The organism is Nocardia pseudovaccinii NBRC 100343 (assembly GCF_001613225.1).
GTDB lineage: Bacteria > Actinomycetota > Actinomycetes > Mycobacteriales > Mycobacteriaceae > Nocardia > Nocardia pseudovaccinii.
On the sequence record NZ_BDBY01000107.1, the window covers coordinates 1 to 18,336 of the forward strand.

The 18,336-nt window shown below is 65.6% G+C and carries 13 protein-coding genes, 1 tRNA gene and 2 pseudogenes; 9 read left to right on the forward strand and 7 right to left on the reverse strand.

All coding sequences use genetic code 11. The annotated features are described in order from the left end of the window. Positions 1-132: 132 nt before the first annotated feature. Positions 133-1,032 (forward strand): annotated as a pseudogene (locus NP3_RS50375) (molybdopterin-dependent oxidoreductase). 73 nt (positions 1,033-1,105) lie between these two features. On the opposite strand, the pseudogene NP3_RS12605 reads toward NP3_RS50375, so the two are convergent. Next, positions 1,106-1,288: pseudogene (locus tag NP3_RS12605) on the reverse strand (MerR family transcriptional regulator); the annotation flags it as partial. A gap of 44 nt (positions 1,289-1,332) precedes the next feature. After that, positions 1,333-3,303 (reverse strand): TPM domain-containing protein, encoded by a 1,971-nt coding sequence (locus tag NP3_RS12610; RefSeq protein ID WP_063040888.1) that lies wholly within the window; start codon positions 3,301-3,303, stop codon positions 1,333-1,335. A 30-nt stretch (positions 3,304-3,333) separates the two neighbouring features. Here NP3_RS12610 and NP3_RS12615 point away from each other — a divergent pair, with 30 nt between their 5' ends. Beyond that, positions 3,334-4,008 (forward strand): MBL fold metallo-hydrolase, encoded by a 675-nt coding sequence (locus NP3_RS12615; RefSeq protein WP_063040890.1) that lies wholly within the window; start codon positions 3,334-3,336, stop codon positions 4,006-4,008. Between the two features lie 3 nt (positions 4,009-4,011). Here NP3_RS12615 and NP3_RS12620 read toward each other — a convergent pair whose 3' ends face one another. Continuing rightward, positions 4,012-4,881, reverse strand: coding sequence for an NAD(P)-dependent oxidoreductase (locus tag NP3_RS12620; RefSeq protein ID WP_063040892.1), 870 nt, complete (start codon positions 4,879-4,881; stop codon positions 4,012-4,014). A gap of 177 nt (positions 4,882-5,058) precedes the next feature. Here NP3_RS12620 and NP3_RS12625 point away from each other — a divergent pair, with 177 nt between their 5' ends. From NP3_RS12625 to dnaG, 3 genes are read left to right on the forward strand one after another with little or no spacing between them, the layout of a single operon-like run. Continuing rightward, the gene (locus NP3_RS12625) at positions 5,059-5,742 is read left to right on the forward strand and encodes a YdcF family protein (protein ID WP_063040894.1); all 684 of its coding nucleotides are present in this window, start codon (positions 5,059-5,061) and stop codon (positions 5,740-5,742) included. Between the two features lie 6 nt (positions 5,743-5,748). Next, positions 5,749-6,990, forward strand: a complete 1,242-nt coding sequence (locus NP3_RS12630; protein ID WP_063040896.1) for a deoxyguanosinetriphosphate triphosphohydrolase — start codon at positions 5,749-5,751, stop codon at positions 6,988-6,990. A 46-nt stretch (positions 6,991-7,036) separates the two neighbouring features. Beyond that, positions 7,037-8,962 carry a DNA primase gene (dnaG, locus tag NP3_RS12635; RefSeq protein WP_063040898.1) on the forward strand — a complete coding sequence of 642 codons (1,926 nt, stop codon included), beginning with the start codon at positions 7,037-7,039 and terminating at the stop codon, positions 8,960-8,962. A 37-nt stretch (positions 8,963-8,999) separates the two neighbouring features. On the opposite strand, the gene NP3_RS12640 is transcribed toward dnaG, so the two are convergent. Continuing rightward, the gene (locus NP3_RS12640; protein ID WP_063040910.1) at positions 9,000-9,245 is read right to left on the reverse strand and encodes a hypothetical protein; all 246 of its coding nucleotides are present in this window, start codon (positions 9,243-9,245) and stop codon (positions 9,000-9,002) included. Positions 9,246-9,458: 213 nt separating this feature from the next. On the opposite strand from NP3_RS12640, the gene NP3_RS12645 reads away from it, so the two are divergent. From NP3_RS12645 to NP3_RS12665, 4 genes are all read left to right on the forward strand, one after another. Beyond that, positions 9,459-9,531: transfer RNA gene (locus NP3_RS12645), tRNA-Asn, on the forward strand. A gap of 151 nt (positions 9,532-9,682) precedes the next feature. Beyond that, a complete protein-coding gene (locus NP3_RS49060) occupies positions 9,683-10,030 on the forward strand; it encodes a hypothetical protein (protein ID WP_063040900.1) in 348 nt (115 codons plus the stop codon). Between the two features lie 151 nt (positions 10,031-10,181). Next, complete coding sequence (locus NP3_RS12660) at positions 10,182-10,616, forward strand: hypothetical protein (protein ID WP_157124277.1); 435 nt, start codon at positions 10,182-10,184, stop codon at positions 10,614-10,616. Beyond that, positions 10,613-14,236: a tetratricopeptide repeat protein gene (locus tag NP3_RS12665; protein ID WP_063040906.1), complete on the forward strand. Its 3,624-nt coding sequence runs from the start codon at positions 10,613-10,615 to the stop codon at positions 14,234-14,236. Before NP3_RS12660 ends, NP3_RS12665 begins: the two co-directional genes overlap by 4 nt. 73 nt (positions 14,237-14,309) lie before the next feature. On the opposite strand, the gene NP3_RS12670 is transcribed toward NP3_RS12665, so the two are convergent. From NP3_RS12670 to NP3_RS49065, 3 genes are all read right to left on the reverse strand, one after another. Then, entirely contained in the window at positions 14,310-15,800 is a 1,491-nt protein-coding gene (locus NP3_RS12670; protein ID WP_063040908.1) for a WS/DGAT/MGAT family O-acyltransferase, read from the reverse strand. A gap of 482 nt (positions 15,801-16,282) precedes the next feature. Further along, complete coding sequence (locus NP3_RS12675) at positions 16,283-17,530, reverse strand: FAD-dependent monooxygenase (protein WP_063040912.1); 1,248 nt, start codon at positions 17,528-17,530, stop codon at positions 16,283-16,285. 104 nt (positions 17,531-17,634) lie between these two features. After that, a complete protein-coding gene (locus NP3_RS49065) occupies positions 17,635-17,988 on the reverse strand; it encodes a hypothetical protein (protein WP_169814489.1) in 354 nt (117 codons plus the stop codon). Positions 17,989-18,336 lie beyond the last annotated feature (348 nt).

An 18,336-nucleotide genomic window follows, 5' to 3' on the forward strand; every position in this document is an offset into this window, starting at 1 on the left:
GGGCGATTCGGCGCACTGCTGTGGGCGGGCGCCGGTGCCGGACTGCTGGCCGGGGCGCGGGCACTGATACACGATTACGACCGCAGGCACCGCGCCGCGATCCGTCGGGTCGGCCCACTGGGCGGGATTTCGATGGTGCCGCAGGACGGCCTGGAGGACGAACCCGGACTGTCATCGTTGATCACCGGCAACCGGAGCTTCTATGTCGCCGATGTCAATCTGAGTCCGCCGCGGATCGATCCGACGCGCTGGCGGCTGTCGGTCACCGGCAAGGTCGCCCATCCGTTGCGCCTGTCACTGGCCGAATTGGCCTCGGACGCAGTGGAATTCGATGCGGTCATGGTGTGCGTGCACAATCGGCCCGGTGCGCGTCGCGCGGGTAACGGCCGCTGGTACGGCGTTCCGCTGGCCAAATTGCTCTAGCACGCGATTCCCGAAACCGGTGCGACCCGGCTGGTGACCAGGGCCGTCGACGGCTACACCATCTCACTGCCGGTGGAACCGCTGCGTTCCGGCGCGTGGCCCGGATATCTGGTGATCGGTGTGAACGGCGAGCCGCTCGCCCCCGAGCACGGATTCCCGGCCCGCGTCTTCGTACCCGGCCTCTACGGCCAGTACACGGGCGCGAAATGGCTTGCCGAACTGGAACTCACCGACGACAGTCACATCGACTACTGGTGGAAGCGCGGTTGGCCGTCGGATCCGATCTGGGTGACACCGCAGGCTCGCATCGACGTCGCCGCGCCAGGCCGTGCCGCTGCCAACGTCGCGGGGGTGGCTTGGGCGCCGCCGCACGGCGTCGAGTCCGTAGAGCTCCGCATCGACGAAGGTGATTGGCGCCCAGTCGATCTCGGCACCGAACTCGCCCCCGCCGCATGGCGTCGCTGGCGCACCACCCTCGACCTGCCCCCAGGTGAACACACCATCCAGGCCCGCGCTATCAGCCGCTCCGGGGAAATCCAAGACGGCACCCCGCGCTCACCCTTCCCCTCCGGCCCAACCGGCTTCCATACCGTCACCCTCGAGGTCTGACCGCGGCTGTCAGGTGTGGATGGGTCCTGGAGTTCGGTGATCCAGCCGGAGGTGTCCTCGGTGTATTCGAGGGTGTGAAGCCCAAATCCTTCAGTGCGACAATGCGATTGAGCCGAGCGAGCTGGCCGCCCTCGTAGTAGCGATAGCCGGTCACCGCGTCGACCCGGTCGGGCCGCAGTAGCCCGATCGCGTCGTAGTGGCGCAGCATCCGCACCGATACCCGTCCGTGTCTGGCGAAGTCTCCGATACTGAACATGACGACTCTCGGTCTATGGCCTCACACGGTGTCAGGGTCAACCCTCAGAACCGGCCGCCCCGGCTGATGCGGCGGGATCCGGTGGAACCGCCGAACGAACCGGGGGTATAGCCGCTGGAGCGTTGGTGGGTGGCGCCGCGCAACAGTCCTTCGATCAGAATTCCGCCGAGTACCGCACCGGCCTGCGCGGTGCCCGAGGGCGGTTGGCTGTTCTCCCAGGCCCGGACGCTGGCCTGCGCCTCCTGCAGTGCGCGAGCACCCAGGTCGGCGGCGGTGTGTGCGCTGGTGAGGGCATGCGCCTGATCGGTGGTGGAAAGCTGTTGTGCCGCATCGAGATTGCGCTGTGCCTCGGACAAGCGGGTGCGTGCCTGTGCGTCGATGCCGCCGCGTCGGGTGCTGATGTAGTCGGCTGCCGCGCCGATCCGGGCGCGAGCATCGGTCAGCGCCCGATCGAGTCGGCGCTGTAGATCCTCGGCGGCCAGTTTGCGGTCGGTGGCGGCGGCATTGGCCAGGTCCAGCGCGTTATCGGCCGCGACGGCGTCGTGAAAGGCGTCCAATGGGTCGCTGGTCGCGGTGGCGGTTGCGATGGTCAGGGCCGTTTCCGCCGCCGTGATGGCGGCGTGCAGATCGACACCGCCATAGCCGGACAGCTCCTTCGCGGTACCGATATCCGCGCGCAGCTCGGTCAGTACGGCGGGCAGCCCATCGCTCGCCTGCTGGATATTCGTCGCCGCATTGTCGACGGCGTCGAGCAGCGTGCGCGCCTGTCCCACTGCGCCTTCCGCGGCCCGGATCGCGGCGACCGCACCGCCCTGTTTGCCGACCGGCTGGGTGAGGGCAGTACGTCCGGTGTCGATGTTCTGCTCCGCGAAGGTGATTCGTTCGCGGGCCATCGTCACGTTGTCTCGAACCGGCGCGAGCACGCTGGCCGGATACGCGGTGGTGAGCCGGGTGAGTTCGGTCTCCGAACCCGGCACGCGTCCGGTCAATTCGACCAAATCCCTTGTCAGCCCGTCCAAGCGAGCGGATGCGTTGATGAGCAGATCCCGCATCGCATCGAATTCGGCGACCTGAGCGTCGAGTTCCCGATCGGCCCGCCCGACCGTGCCGATCAGATCGACCAGCATGGTGCGCTGCTGATCCGGCGTCTCGGGAATATCGTCATCGAGCTGCTGTCTGATCGAGAAGGCTTTGGCGGCAGCCGACTTCGCATTCGCCAAGGCGGTGCTGAACGGAGTGACCGCGGTATCGCCGAATTCACCGGTCGCCAACGCCAACTCCTCGGCGCTGGTCCGCACGGCATTGTCGATCTCGACCAGCACTTCCTTCGACCGGTCTTGCAATGCATTCAGTGACAATGCCGCGAGCGCGGTGGAATTATCGGGATCCAGTCGCCGTGCTGCCGCCAACTCGGCCCGCCTGCGGTCGGCGCGCCGCTTGCGCGAATACAGCACCAGTCCAACGACGATCAGCACGATCAGGAGGGCGACGATCAGCAGCGTTCGTAGGCTGACCCCGCCACCACGCATCGCCGAATCCAGCCCATCGGCCATCGCTATCCCGGCATCGGCCCACCGGCCGTCGCGCAGCGCGGGCTCCACATCGCGCGTCAATACGCCGTCCAACTCGGAATCGCTGACACTGCTGGGCAACTCGCCTTTGAACCAATAGGCGCGATCCTCGGTGGCGACGGCGAGCAACAGATCACGCCCGCCGAATCCGGACATGGTCGCGGTGCGATCGGCCCACGCCTGCGGACTCATCCCGTTGAAATCGTGCACATAGACGACCCAGAGCCGCATCTGCTGATCGGCGTAGAGGTCGTCGACCGCCGCTGACACCCGATCGAGTTGGCCTTGATCGAGCACCTGCGCCGAGTCGACGACATACGTTCCCATCCGCAGCGGTGGCTCGGCGCCTGCCGTGCCACCGGGCGGCGCGACACAGAGAAACGCCACGCTGAGGACCACCGCGGCGAACCAGCGGATTCGACGAATCGGCGCTATCAACGGCATGGGATGAATCTAGCTGGCTAGCATCGAACTGTGATCACGATCGACCTGCCGTACACCGGTCACGTGTCCCCTGGATCGAATCCGCAACAGCGGGACGTCCCCGGTGCCCGCGTTATCAAAATGTCCGTCGGTGGCATGGACAACAACTGCTATCTAGTGCAGTGCACCGCCACCGGCGCGGCACTGCTCATCGACGCCGCCAACGAAGCCGACCGGATAATCGAACTCGTCAACCAGGAGACGCCGGGCCGCGTCGCCCTGGTCGTCACCACCCATCAGCATCGGGACCATTGGTGGGCTCTGGAAAAGGTCGCCGCCGCCACCGGCGCACCGACCGCCGCGCATCCACTCGATGCCGAACAGCTCCCGGTGCGCCCGGACCGATTACTTGCCGATGGCGACCTCATCGAGGTCGGCGACCTTGCCTTCGAGGTCGTCCACCTGCGCGGACATACTCCCGGCTCGGTTGCCCTCGCCCTGGTAGACGGTCCGGGCGTGCACCTGTTCACCGGCGACTCCCTTTTCCCGGGCGGCGTCGGCCGCACCACCAATCCGGAAGATTTCAACTCCCTTTACACCGACGTCACCACCAAACTCTTCGATCGCTACCCGGATGACGCCGTCGTCTATCCGGGTCACGGTGACGACACCACGCTCGGCGTCGAACGCCCGCACCTCGGCGAATGGCGCGAGCGCGGTTGGTAGGCCTTATGTGGCGCGCGGGTTGAGGCTTTCGAACATCCGCTCGCTGCTGTCCGCACCGTGGCCGTCGGCGACCTGGCGATCGACGAGATTCTTGATAGCTCCGACTATGTCCAGGTCGACGCCAGCATCGCGGCTGGCCGACACGATGGCGTCCACGGCGGCCTTGGTGAAACCCAAGGGCTGGAACGGTTTCGAGTAATCGCCGGAGTCGATGGTGGCTCCGGCTCTCGGAAGTGATCCGGTCATCGCGGCGATCCAGCCGGACGCGCGTTGGCCGAAGTCCTCGGCCGACATGCCGATCGTGCGAACCATGGCGGCACCGTGATAGAAGCCCGTGAACATGGCGTACATTCCGGCGAGCAGGGCGAAGTCGACCAGTGCGGCCTGTCCGGCGTCCGTGCCGAAATACTCGGCGCTGCCGAGCGATTCGAGAGTCGCGCGATGGTTGTCGAAGAGTTCACGGGAGCCGCTGTAGAGCACGGACGAGCCGGTTCGGCCGATCATCGGCGGCACGGCCATGATGCCGCCGTCGAGGAAGTCGATGCCGTGGTTCGCGGCCCATTCGGCCAGTTCACGCGATCCGCGCGGCTCGGTGCTGGTCAAGTTGACCAATGCGCGGCCGACCAGGATATCGGTCACCGGGTCGAGTACCTCGTGCACGGACCGATGGTCCAGCAGACAGGCCAGCACGAGGTCGCTCGCGGTCACCGCCTCGGCTACGGTCTGCGCCGACTTCGCCCCTGCCGCAACGAGTTCCGCGTCCCGACCGGCACTGCGGTTCCAGACTGTCGTGGGGAGCCCGGCCCGTACGAACGCCGCGGCCAGCGCCTGTCCCATCGCGCCGAGCCCGAGGACCGTCACGGATGTCGTCATGTATCCACTCCTCAAAGTATCGAGATGCTGGTTCGGCGCCGGAATCCATTATCGATAGCCACTGCGCTATCGACAAGTACTGACTAATAAGTTCAGTACTAACCAGAAGGTAAGTGTGGGCCGATCGATATGCGTCGGTTACGTTCTCGTCGGGGGTGACCTGGCAAACTTGGTGAGATGAATTCGGCGACCCTGGCCTCGGCTACCGGATCCGGCGCATCCCGCAGCGTCGGAGGCGGGCTGGTGCGCTGGGCACGACGGCTGGTCATGGGGGCGATCGTGATGGGCGCGGTGCTGGTCGGCGGCACGGCATTCCGGGTCTGGCAGGTCGCGCGAATCGACGACTACACCAAGGCCGACGCGATCGTCGTACTCGGCGCCGCGCAATACTCGGGCACCCCGTCGACGGTGTTCGAGGCGCGATTGGACCAGGCATACAAACTGTTCAAGGCCGGTGTGGCGCCGAAGGTGATCACCGTGGGCGGTAAGCAGGATGGCGATCTGTACACCGAGGCCGCCTCCGGCAAGAACTATCTGGAGGAGCGGGGCATACCGAGCGACCGAATCCTCGCGGTGGAAACCGGTTCGGACACCCTGCGCAGCATCGAGGCCGTCGCGACCGCCATGAGTGCCCGCGAGATGTCCTCGGCGGTGCTGGTCAGCGATCCGTGGCATTCGCTGCGCACCAGAACCATGGCCCGCGACGCCGGGCTGGATGCCTGGACCGCGCCGACCCGGACCGGCCCCGCCGTCTACACCAGAGAGTCGCAGGCCCACGGAATCGCAAGGGAGACGGGCGCTTTGCTCTGGTACCAGCTCACGCACTTTTCGTCGGACTTCAAATACTCAGCGGGGCAGTGAGATTCGATGTATACCGAGCACGACCGCGAGCGAATGGTGGTGGAGCGGGCCAAGTCCGCCGGACTCGGCCCGCCGCGCAGTGAATTCGAAACCGGTCACCGCACCGAATTCGCCCGCGACCGCGCTCGCGTGCTGCATTCGGCGGCCCTGCGCAGACTCGCCGACAAAACCCAGGTCATGGGGCCGCGCGACGGTGACACCCCGCGCACACGCTTGACCCATTCAATCGAAGTGGCCCAGATCGGGCGCAGCATCGCCGACGGTCTCGGCTGTGATCCGGATGTGGTCGATCTGGCCGGATTGGCGCACGATATCGGCCATCCGCCCTACGGCCACAATGGCGAGAAGGCCCTCGACCTCTTCGCGGACGCGTACGGCGGATTCGAGGGCAATGCGCAGAATCTACGCATCCTCACCCGGCTGGAACCGAAGGTTCTGGATGCGGGCGGCACGAGCGCGGGTTTGAATCTCACCCGCGCCGCACTCGACGCGGCCATCAAATATCCTTGGGGCAGAACAGGTTCGGGCACCAAGTTCGGTGCCTACGATATCGATCTGGATCGGCTGGAATGGGTGCGCAAGGATGCGCCGGACCGTCGCAAGAGCCTCGAATGCCAGATCATGGACTGGTCCGACGATGTCGCGTACTCGGTGCACGATGTGGAGGACGGCGTAATCGCCGGGCGCATCGAATTGCGGGCCTTGGCCGATCCGTCCGAACAGGCGGCGCTAGCCGAACTCGGGCACGGCCAGCACCCCACGCTTTCGGTGGACGACCTGATCGGTGCCGCCCAGCGGCTCTCCGAACTGCCGGTGGTGGCCGAAGCCGCCTGCTACGACGGCACCCTCGCCAGCTCGGTCGCGTTGAAGCGCCTCACGAGTGAACTGGTCGGCCGGTTCGCAACGGCTGCGATCATGGCCACGCGGGAGGTCGGCGGACGCGCGGTGTTGTCCCGCTATGCCGCGGATCTCGAGGTTCCGCCGATCGTCGCCGCCGAGGTCGCGATGCTCAAAACCGTCGCCCTGCGCTACGTCATGTCCGATCTCGTGCACAAGCAGCGTCAGGCCGTACAGCGCGAGCGGATTCAGGCGGTCGCGACCCGACTGCTGGCGACGGCTCCGCACGGGCTGGACCCGCTGCTGCTCCCGTGGTGGCAGGCCGCCACCGACGACACCGCGCGAGTCCGAGTGATCGTCGACCAGATCGCGTCCTATACCGAGAGTCGACTGGAGCGAGTAGACGCGTGACCAGCCGCTGGGCGTGTCGAGGCCGGACTAGCCTAGACTGACCGCCGTGGCCGGACGACTCCCAGATCGCGATATCGCGGCAATACGCGAACGCGTCCGGATCGAGGATGTGGTGGGGGAGTACGTCGCGCTGAAGCGGGCGGGTGCGGACTCCATGAAGGGCCTGTGCCCGTTTCACGACGAGAAGTCGCCCTCGTTCCATGTGCGGCCCAACCACGGCCTGTACCACTGCTTCGGCTGCGGTGAGGGCGGTGACGTCTTCGCCTTCCTGCAGAAGGTCGAGCACGTCGGCTTCGTCGAGGCGGTCGAGCAGCTCGCCGATCGGATCGGCTACCAGATCAACTACGAGGGCGGCGGCACCTCGGTGCAGCGTGACCGCGGCACCAGGGCCAGGTTGGTCGCCGCCAATGCCGCCGCACACGAGTTCTACATGGCCAAACTGCGCGAGTCCGATGCCGAGGTGGCGCGCAAGTATTTGACCGACCGCAATTTCGATGGCAATGCGGCCCAGCAATTCGGCTGCGGCTACGCCCCGGCGGGCTGGGACACGCTCACCAAGCATCTGCTGCGTAAGGGCTTCGACTTCAAGGAGCTCGAGGCGGCCGGGCTGTCGCGGCAGGGTCAGCGCGGCCCGATCGACCGCTTCCACCGGCGGCTGCTGTGGCCGATCCGCAATCTCGGCGGTGACGTCATCGGCTTCGGTGCGCGCAAGCTTTTCGACGACGACACCATGCCCGGCAAATACATCAATACGCCGGAAACCTTGCTGTACAAGAAGTCTCAGGTGCTGTTCGGCCTGGACCACGCCAAGCGCGAGATCGCCAAGGGCCACCAGGCGGTGGTGGTCGAGGGCTACACCGACGTCATGGCCATGCACCTGGCCGGGGTGAAAACCGCCGTCGCGTCCTGCGGTACCGCCTTCGGCGACGAACATCTCGCCCTGTTGCGCAGACTGCTCATGGACGACAACTTCTGGCGCGGCGAAATCATCTACACCTTCGACGGTGACGCGGCCGGACAGGCGGCGGCGCTGAAAGCCTTTGCGGGCGACCAGAAGTTGGCCGGGCAGACCTACATCGCCATCGCCCCCGACGGCCAGGACCCGTGCGAACTGCGCCAGCACTCCGGCGACGGCGCCGTGCGTGACCTGGTGGCACGGCGAACCCCGTTGTACGAGTTCGTGATTCGCGGCCTGCTCGCCGACCACAACCTGGACACCGCGGAGGGACAGGTGGAGGCGCTGCGCCGTGCTGTGCCGGTGGTGGCGCAGATCAAGGACAACGCGCTGCGCAAGGCGTATGCGACCAAGCTCGCGGGCTGGGTCGGCTGGGACGATATCCAGACCGTGGTGCGGCGGGTCGGTGAGGAAGCCAAGCGCAATCGCAACGGTGGGAGTCCGGGTGGCCGTGGCCCGGGGCCTGGCGCGGCACAGTCCAGCGCGGTCGTCGCCGAACGTCCCGCCGCGCGCCCGAATCCGAACGATCCGACGCTGCTGCCGCAACGGCAAGCGCTCGGTGCGGCATTGCAGTATCCGGCGATGGCCGGTGCGGTTTTCGATTCGATCGAGACCGAGGCCTTCACCCATCCGGCTTACGCCGCCGTTCGCGCCATGATCGCGGAGGCCGGTGGCACGGCATCGGGGCTCAGCGGCGCGGAGTGGGTCAACGCTGTGTCGGACGGTACCGATGATCTGACCATGCGTGCGCTGGTTTCCGAGCTGTCGGGTGAGCAGATGCCGGTGAAGTCGGCCAATGACATTCCGCGGTTCGTCACCGGGGTGCTGGCTCGTGTGCAGGAGGCCTGGGTCGGCCGCCAGATCGCGGAGCTGAAGTCGAAACTGCAGCGTGTGTCTTCGACCGAGCAGGCCGAGGCCTATATGGCGCTGTTCGGTGATCTCGTGGCGTTGGAGCAGTACCGCAAGAGTTTGCTTACCCAGGCGATGGGGAATCACGACGACTTCGCCCCGGCCTGAGCTGCGGCTCGACGCTTCCCCGATCCGCCCCGCGAACTCAGCGGCGCAGCTGATCCTGCGGCACCAGAATCGTGGTCCGCTCATCCAGCGGCACCATCGGCTCCAACTTCGCCTGGGTGCTGAGCTTGTCCGACAGCTTCTGTCGCCCGAAGAGAACCAGCTTGCGAGTCACCGGGCTCCCGGTCACCGCGCGGGTCGCCGCACTGATCTGCTCATAGCGACCCCGCCCGGCCTTCGTGCCGAGCACGTACCCGGCCGCAATGCCGATGATCAACCGCAGCATCTCGTAGAGCTCCTCCCAAAGTGCCTGTGCGCGGCTACCATCCTGCCCGACGCCCGGTACGCCTGTCGATCCGGATCCACCCCCACCGCGCGCCACCCCCGGACACGCCGAAGCCCCCGCATGTCTCCAGGTAGAGACGCGATTTGGGAAGGCGAGCGCCGATACGCTAAAGTTTCACCTCGGCCCGCCCAATACGGACGAGCCAAAGGATAGTCCCCTATAGCTCAATTGGCAGAGCAGCCGACTGTTAATCGGCAGGTTTCTGGTTCGAGTCCAGATGGGGGAGCTTTGACCAGGGCGAACGTACCAGTTCGACCCTGGTTTTGTCCGTTTCTGGGGTCGAACGACAGGGAAACGACACGTTTCAGCGTGAGAGTCGTCCCAATGCCGCCGTGAAGTCGGGTGCTTCGGCCGGTTCGTCGATGTAGTGACGCTTGGTGGCCGAGTTGTTGGGCTGCGGCCTGGGGGCCGTATTGGTCGGCGACGAGGGATGCGACGGTCTTGCGGAAGGTCTGGGGTGTGACCTGGGCGAATTCCTCGCCGCGGGCTTGGCGCCACAGGCGGTTGAAGTTGTGTGGATCCCAGATGCCGCCGTCGCGGTTGGGGAAGACCAGATCCGGGTCGTTGTCGACAGCGTCGGCTTTGACGCGCCGGAGAGTGTCGACGACGAACTGGGGCAGGACCACTGTCCGGGAGCAGGAGTCGGTCTTGGTCCATTCCCGATCCTGCGCAAGGTCGGCTCAGCGGGCGAAGTTCCCGAGACCGCGCACAAATACTACGGATGAACATTGACGCTCCGAGTTCGATGAACTTGCGTACCCGGCTTCGCGGCCGAAAACCGCGGCCGGAAAGCGGCTTCGGCCCTGACGCGAGCGGACTCGATCCGATCGAGAATTTCCCGGTGCGTCGCTCTGGCCGAGGACTGATAATGATGTTGTGGGACAACGATCTTTCGGGTGGACTGTCGGCGTTGCCGGTGTGATCGGACTCGGGTTCAGCATCTGGTTGTTCGTCGCTGTCGGAATGGACAGTGCGAACAAACTGGCGGGGATTTTCAGTTTCTTCATCGGGGCAATCGCTTTGGCGGCCACCGTGTACGGCTTGGTGACGGCGCGCCGCGGCCCGGCGAACAAGGTCAGTCAAGCGGTCAGCGATTCCGCGATCGGCGGTGGCGTCCTCCAGGTGAGTGGGGTGCGCAACAAGGTCTCCTTGCGTCGCACCGCCGGTAGTCCAGGGGTCGCGCCGACGCCGGGGGCCGTCCCGACTGCCACGTCCGCGAGTCCCGCTGAAGGCCAGTCGGTCACGCACAGTCGGGTAGCAGGGCCGGTGGAACAACTGCATGACATAGGTGAACTCGACGCGGATCGATGAAGTTTTCGTGGCGACGGCGCGCAAAGGGACAGTCGGTCAGCGGCAGCGTCGTATTTGGTAGCTCGTTTCAGATCGCTGAATTCACAGGCGATCTCAACGCCACGAATGAACGGCAGCACTATCGGATCGAAGATTTCCCGATCACCGCGGCCGCGGTGTCCGCGGACCGGGCGCGAGCGCAGCCGTCCCGCCTGCTGCATTCCCGCTATCAGGTGGTGCCGTTCATCGGCAGACATGACGAGCTCGCCGAGTTGCGCGACTGGATGGGGCGCGCCGAACAGATCGGCGTTCGGCTGATCCACGCAAGCGGCGGTCAGGGTAAGACCCGGCTGATGGCGCATTGCGCGGCACAATCGGCGGCGGCGGGCTGGGCGGTCTGGCGGGTGAACTACTCTCCGGATCTGGATCTTCCGCAGGATCCGATCCAAATGGGCGGCAATCGCGGGGTGCTCGTTCTGGTCGATTACGCGGACCGGTGGTTGCTGTCGCATCTGCGGCAACTGGTCGCGAAACTTCGCGTCATCGCTCTCGAATACGGCGTCACGATGCGGGTGCTCATGGTGGCGCGGTCGGCCGCCCACTGGTGGCCGGCCCTCGCGCACGACCTCGAGGGCGATTTCGGCATCGATGCCGAGGCCACCGAACTGATGCCGCTGGGCGCGCAGCTCGACCGGACGACCCTATTCGGCGCTGCCGCAGCGGCTTTCGCCGCCGCGATGAGCGCGACCTATGACTCGGCGAGCGGCCCGCCGCCGGAGATCGAACTGACGGAGCCAGGTTTCGCGTCGGTGCTGTCGCTGCACCTAGCCGCGCTGGTCGCGGTCGACAGTCAGCTACGCGGCGCCGATATGCCGAGCGATCCGGCCGCGCTGTCCGGATATCTGCTGCGCAGGGAATACACGCACTGGACTCGACTGTCCGAGAACAGTCTTGTCGCATGCACGCCGGGCACGATGCGGCGGGTGGTCTGGCTTGCCACCTTGATCGGTGCGGTGACTCCGTATCGGGCCGGGGACATCCTGCGACATGTCGGGCTGGCGACCGAACAGGTGCAAATGCAGCAGCTCATGGACGATCATGGACGCTGCTATCCCCCCGAGGATCCGCGCACCGTGTTCGAAGGTCTGCACCCCGACCGGCTCGGCGAGGATTTCATCGCTCTGTCCATACCAGGCCGCTCGGCGGGCACGGCCCCGACGATGCTGGCCGCGGATTCCTGGACCAGTACCGCGGTGTCACGACTGCTCGCCGATGAAGGGCAGCTCTCGCACGTCGCCTGGTGGACACCGCAGGTCGTCAGGAACCTGGTGGAGACTGCTCGCCGGTGGCAGCACGTGGCGACCGAGGTGCTCTTCCCGCTGATCCGGCAGCATCCGCACGCGCTGGTCGCGGCGGGCGACGCCACGGTGGCGCGGTGCGTCAAACTCGACGGAATCGACGCGGCCGCGCTGACGGCGCTGGAGTCCTGCTACCCCCAGCACTGCCGCGAATCGGACATCGCCTCCACCGTGGCGCTCATCTCCACCAAGGCATACGGGGAACGTCTCGCGGCCGCGACAGATTCGGCACAACGCGCGCGCGTCCATCGAATCCACGCGCAACGGCTCAACGACGCGCGTTCCTACGGCGCCGCTCGCACCGCCGCGCTCGAAGCCGCCGGAATCATCGGAACCGCCGACGGTCCCGAACTCGCGGCGACGTTCACACAGCTGGCGATCGCCGAATTCCGGCTCGGCCGGGCCGAGGAGGCGGTCGAGCATGCCGGTAAGGCGATGTCGTTGTATCCGGGCCTGTCCTCGCGTGAGCGCAGCGAGCACGTGGACGATATCGCGGCGCTGTCCGCCGATTACGGCGACTGGCTGGCCGCCCAGGGCCACGACGACAAAGCATTGTCGCTGAGCGAGACGGTGGTCGATGTCGGGCGAACTCTGGCGCGGGAGAATCCGAACGACCCCGCCCCACTCCCGGCGCTGGCCGCTGCGCTGGACCGGATTGGACGTCAGCTGTCGCTGATGGGACGGGACGAGGAGGCGCTGGCCGCGACCGAGGAAGCGATCGCATGGCGCAGACAGCTGGTGGATAGGGAACCCTATGACCACCTGGGTGATCTGGCCGAATCACTGCGGCAGCGCAATACGCAGCTGCTCGGGCTCGGGCGCGGCGAGGAGGGTATGGCATCGCTGCGTGAGGCGGTCCTGATCCTCGAGGATCTGGCACAGCGCAAACCCGCGGTCTATCTTCTGGACTGGGTCACGGCGCTGCGGCGAATGGTTGTGCAGCTGATGGATTCCGGGCGCAATCCGCGGGCGCTGGAATTCGCCGAACAGGCCGTGCGTGGTCTGCGTCGGTTGAGCGAGCAGGATCAGGAGCAGTACCGGTCCGATCTCGCCGCGATGCTCGCCGTGCTCGGCGATCTGCTGGATGAACAGAATCGCCGCGACGATGCGTTGGCGGCCGCCGAGGAGGCGCTGAGGCTGCGTCGCCTGCTCAGTGAGGATCATCCCGGTGCTCTGGCGACCTCGTTGCGGGCGGTCAGCACACGACTGGTGTTCGTAGGACGTGCCGAGAAAGCCCTTCCGCTCGCTACTGAGGCGGAGGCGATCTACCGGCGGCTGGCCGCGACGGACTCGCGTTACGTGCGACCGCATACCGAATCCCTCGACTTCTGTGACACCTTGCTGGAGTCCCTCGGCCGAGCTGAGGAAACCTTGCCGATGCACAGGGAGACGGTGACGCTGTATCGGCAATTGGTCGCCCAGGACGCGGCATATCTGTCGAACCTGGCACAGGCATTGGTGAGAGTCGCTCAGCGAGCGCCCGATTCGGGATACGACAGTCAAGAGGTCGACTCGGCCGCCGAAGCTGTCACGGTCTATCGACGACTCGCGGACGGGCGGGACTCCACGCATCTGCCCGATCTCGCCGCCGCCCTGAATCTGTACGGCGCGAATCTGCGTGGTGCGAAACGTTTCGCGGATGCGGTCGCGCCGACGCAAGAGGCCATCGCCCTGTACCGCCACTTGACCACCGACCGCCCGGATATCTACTTGCCGGATGTCGCCGACGCCCTGTACTGGCTCGGACTCGATTTCGCGAAATTGGACGACCTCGACGAGGCGCTCCCCGCCGCCCTGGAATCCCTCGAGCACTACAGGTTTCTCACCAGAGCCCGCCCGGACACCTTCGATGCGGGCTTGGCGAGTTCCGCGGAATCCGCAGGCGAACTGCTCGCGAGAGCCGGGCGGCTCGCGGAGGCCATCGAACTCGACAAAGAGTCGATCGCCGCGTACCGGCGGCTGGCCGAACACGACTCCCAATACTTGGCGAGCCTCGCCGCGATGCTGCACAAGACCGCGTCGCTCGAGTTGGCGATCGGTCGTGTTGGGCCGTATGCGTATCCGGCGCTCGAGGAGGCGATCGAACTCTACGAGTACCTCAACGCACAATCGTCCGGCAGCTTCGGTCCCGAGTTGGCGCGGACGCGGAACACGTTGCGCCCCTTGGCCGACTATTTCGAACGCTATCGGGCCTGGGTGAAGGAGCAGGCGAAGATCGAACGAAGGGAGCGAGAGCGACAGGAGCGAGAACGACTGGAGCGAGAGCGATTCGATTCGCTGTGAACCCGAGAACGCCCGACGGGTTCGATCACGACCCATCCGTCCGGGACTCTGTCCGTCGCGGGTGCGTGAGCGGTTATCGAGCTAGTTCGTCGAGTGCGTCTTGTAGGTAGGCGGCGATGTTCCAGACATCGGGGATGGTGTCGGTGCAGGCGAGGATGCCGAAGTCGAGGTGGCCGTTGTAGGACATGACGGTGATGTTGAGTGGGCCGGAGAGGTCGGTGAGTACGGAGATGGGGAAGGTCCCGGCCACTCGAATTCCTGCGGCATACAACGGTATCTGCGGTCCGGGCACGTTGGAGACGATCATGTTGGCCAGGGGGAGTGCGGGGGCGGCGACGCGTAGGAGCAGGCGGGTGGCCAGGCCGTGCAGTATCTGAGGCAGGGCCGCGGTGGCGTAGTGCAGCAGGGTCGGTGGGGTGGCTTGGAAGCGGTCTTTGGCGGCCAGCATTGCGGCGTGGGTGAGTTTCATGCGGTGTTGTGGGTCGGGTTCGCCGATCGGTAGTTCGCACAACATGATGGAGAATTGGTTGCCCGCGGTGCCGAGTTGCTCCTGGGTGCGCACCGATACCGGGATCGCGGCCACGGCAGGGTCGTCGGCCGCTGCGTCGTGGTCGTGTAGCCAGCGGCGAAATGCGGTGGTGCACAATGTCATTACCACATCATTGACGGTGCCGCCGAAGCTGTTCTTGATCTGTTTGACGGTATCGAGTGATAGCGAGGCGAAGGCGAAGGACCGGTCGGGGCCGTTGGGGTGGTTACCGGGCAGCGTGGGATTGGCTTTGGGTATGTCGGTGAGTGTGTTCGGCAGCATCGGTCCCAGGCGCAGCGGTAGGCGCATCCGATCGGCTTGGCGGGTCATCGTGTGTGCGATGCCGCGGCCGAGTATTTCGGCGGGATTGGGCGTTCGTCCCAAGCGGAGCCCGTCGGGCGGTGGCGGTACGGGCTGGGATTCGGGCACGATGTCGAAGACCGCTGCCATGACCTCGGCTCCGGACACGCCATCGATCAGTGCGTGGTGCACTTTGGTGTAGATGGCTTGGCGGCCTTGGGTCAACCCGGAGATCAGGTGGCATTCCCACAGTGGTCGATTTCGGTCCAGGGGCTGGGCGTGCAGGCGGGCGGTGAGGTCGGCCAGCGCTACATCGGTCGAACCTTCGGGTAGGCGTGTATCGCGTACGTGATATCCGAGGTCGATGGTGTCGCTGTCTTCCCAGTAGGGGAGGTCGAGACCTAATGGGACGGTGCGCAATCGCCACCTCAGGGGTGCGATCAGATGTAGTCGGCTCGCGATCGACCGCCGCAGTGTAGTGACGTTCAGCGGGCACCCTGTTGCGGGTGGCTCCAGCAGTGTGACCGCTCCGACGTGGAGCAGCATGGTGGGTGATTCGGCATCGAGGAGCACGACGTCGAGCGAGCTGAGTTGCCGGGATGGTCCGGTGTCGCCCGATAACGGAATTCTTTGCGACAGCGTTGCCGGGTCAGCGGATGTGCCGCTGCCGAGTTGGCCCGGTGTCATGATGCGGACGTTCAGGTGGCGGGCGGGTTTCAGGTCGGCGTGGGACATAAGGGTCTCCGCGTTGTCGCTGGGTTCAGGACAGATTGCCGATTCAGTTCAGCGGGCGGTGTGATGGTGCCGCGACGCTTGTATGGTCTGCCGGAATCTGCGGGCGCTAGGAACCGATAGAGCCGCTGTGCTCTTGCGGTGACGCCGATGTCGTGTCGTAGACGCGTCATTTATTTTAGTGGTCGGCGGAGTGCTGTCGGCCGCGGTCACGTGCCCTGCACGTTAATTCTGTGCAAACGACTCCTCGAATATTCACTCGGATGCCAGCGCTGCCGCACTCACTGCACCGTGGACCGCACGGTCTGCCCGAGCTCGTCGTGGTCCTTGGTCCGCGTCCTGCCGCATGCGGTGCTCGATCAAGCTGACGCTGAATCTGTTGCCGTGCAACATGATCGGACACAGTCGGTTCGACCCTGGTTTTGTCCGTTCCGGGATACGACGGTCTTCCGGCGGCAGACCGGTTGCCCCGGCTTGTGCGGGGATCAAAACATCGACTGATCGGTCGGGATCGGTTCGGGTGGGCGTCGTTGCGAGGGCAGTGCCATCGCGAGTTCCCCCCGTCGGGCAGCCCGCCACCACCGCTGTCCGGAATCGACGGCACGCCGGATCTTGCGCACAGTCGGTACCTGTGTGAGCAGGTGTAGCTGATATCGCCACGGCATTTGCAGCCCGTGCCTAGCGGCCATCGCATAGGCGAACTGCACGGCGCTGCGGTCGAGATACCGGTCGGCGTGTTCGAACCAGACCATGCTGGTACGGGCGGCGGCCTGTATCGGGCGCATTGCAGCGCGCCGCTGCGCGTCGTAGTTCTCCAGCGCGTCGGCGACCTCGGCATGCTCGTACAGGTTCTGTGCGAGCACGATGGCGTCGATGATTGCCAACCGGGTGCCCGAACCGATGGTGAAGTGCGTCGTGTGGGCTGCATCGCCGAGCAGCACCACGTTGTCGTGATACCAGGACTTGTTGGTTACCTCGGGAAAGCGGCTCCACCTTGCGAACTCGCCTCGTGTCTTGCTGATCAACGAGTGACCGTCGAGAAGGCGGGTGAATATGTTCTCCAGAACACGCAAGTTCTCCAGGTTGTCCAGGGAATCGAATCCCAGTCCATGCCAAGTCTGCGGTTGGCACTCGACGATGCAGGTGCTGATTTTCTCGGCGACCGACGGGTAGGCATGGAACCAGATCCAACCGGCCGGGGTGTGTTCGAAGTCGAAGGTAAATCGGGTGAAGATCTTGTCCGTACCGAGCCAGATATATCGATTCTCGCCGAGTGTGACGGACGTGCCGAAATGACCCAGTTGCCGTACCCGGCTGTTCGCGCCGTCGGAAGCGACGATGAGATCGGCGCCGTCGAAGCCGGACAGATCGTGGACCTCTCGCCCGTGCTGGACATCGACGCCCAGGTCGCTCGCCCGTCGGGAAAGCACGTCGAGCAATGCCGCGCGCCCCATGCTGAACCCGTAGCCCCCGAAATGTGCGGTCTGGTCCTCGCGCACATGGATTGCCTGTTCACGCCACAGAACCGACCCGGCACGCACCGCCTGGGCGCTGTCGGGGTCATTCCGATACAGAATGTCGAGCAGGTCGTCCCAGTACACGACGCCCCAGCCGTAGGTGGACCCGGGCGGATCGCGGTCGATCACCGTGATGTCATGGGCCGGATCGCGCCGCTTCATCGAAATAGCGAAGTACAACCCGGCCGGTCCGCCACCGATACAAACAATCTTCATCTCGTCACCAGCGCCAGCCCGGTTGGTCGAACCCGGCTTCACATGATCGGTACTGATGCGACCGAGCCCGGCACGCCGTGCGTGTCCGGGCTCGGTCACCGGCGCTAGAAGCTACCCCAGCCACCCCAGCCGAATGGGTTCCACCAGCCGGGGCCGTTACCCCAGCCGCCGCCCCAACCCCAGCCGCCGCCGCCCCAACCCCAGCCGCCGCCGTGACCCCAGCCGCCGCCGTGACCCCAGCCACCGCCGTGACCCCAACCGCCGCCGCCCCAACCCCACCCGCCGCCGTGACCCCAACCGGGGCTGTCGACGAGTTGGGTTGCGGACGTGGGCGTCGCTGCGCGCGCGGTAGGCGCTTGCGCCGCAGCTGCGACGACCGGAATCGCGGCGACTGCGGCTATACCGGCGGCCGTCGCCAGCCGGGTGAACTTCGTGTGTGAATTCTTTCTCTCAGTCATGATAGGGCTCCGAATGCTGTCCCGACCTGCTCGGATTCTACGCGTTTTCGCCGAACTCCAGAAGTCGCCGCGTTGGCTCATCTACAATGCCCGCCGCATTCCCCACCGTTGCCCAATCCGAGGATGTCCGCGTGCTCCATGGCGGAGGGAGCCGGTGGCGAAGGTCGCCCGAACAGGGTTGACGAAGCTGAAACAACCATGCACACTGCTCTCATTAGAGAGCGATGCTCTCAGCGGCTTACGGGAGTACGGATATGCAGGAAGTCTGGAAATGGGCCAACCTCACGCTGGCATTCGGGATGGAGTTGGTCGCGCTCGGGGCGCTGGGACTGTGGGGTTGGAAGACCG